Below are 535 nucleotides of genomic sequence, written 5' to 3'. Positions count from 1 at the left end.
GCTACAAGTCAGCACTTCACGTAAATAGAGCCAGCGTTGCTGGCTCTTTTATTATCAGTTCAATCCCATGTCTTCGATTCGCTTCGCAATCAGCCTGCTGCACTCTTCACGCACAACGGAGCGCAGCCATTCTTGAGCAGGAGAATGCTCACAGCGCGCATGCCAAATCATCGAATAATCAAAAGGCGTAAATTGGAATGGCAACGGTTTTACGACTAGGTCATAGCGCTCAGCAACCAGATACGCCAAATCTGCCGGAACGGTAATGATGATAGGTAGTGTATCCACAATCGCCAGCGCAGCTTCTAAATGGTACGCACGCAGCACCATTTTGCGTTGCGGCTTGTCGATTAAAGCTTGCTCAATCAACGCTTTCACTCCGTCACTGATGGCAATCATCGCGTGAGGGTGGCTCAAATAGTCGTCCAAACTCATCTCTTGATTCGCCAAAGGATGCTGTTTGGACAGTAAACACAACACGCCAACGCGGCCAAGAATTTCGCTACGCAGCGGCTCTACGGGGCCAGTTGGGCGA

1 protein-coding gene is annotated in these 535 nt (G+C 50.3%); it reads right to left on the bottom strand.

What is annotated here, in order from left to right:
- Nucleotides 1-54 precede the first annotated feature (54 nt).
- A partial coding sequence (locus tag R7044_RS27685) for a LysR substrate-binding domain-containing protein (RefSeq protein ID WP_263857075.1) occupies nucleotides 55-535 on the bottom strand: 481 nt, incomplete at its 5' end.

It is taken from the genome of Vibrio sp. 1402 (assembly GCF_033340275.1).
This window is presented reverse-complemented; position numbering and strand designations above follow the sequence as displayed.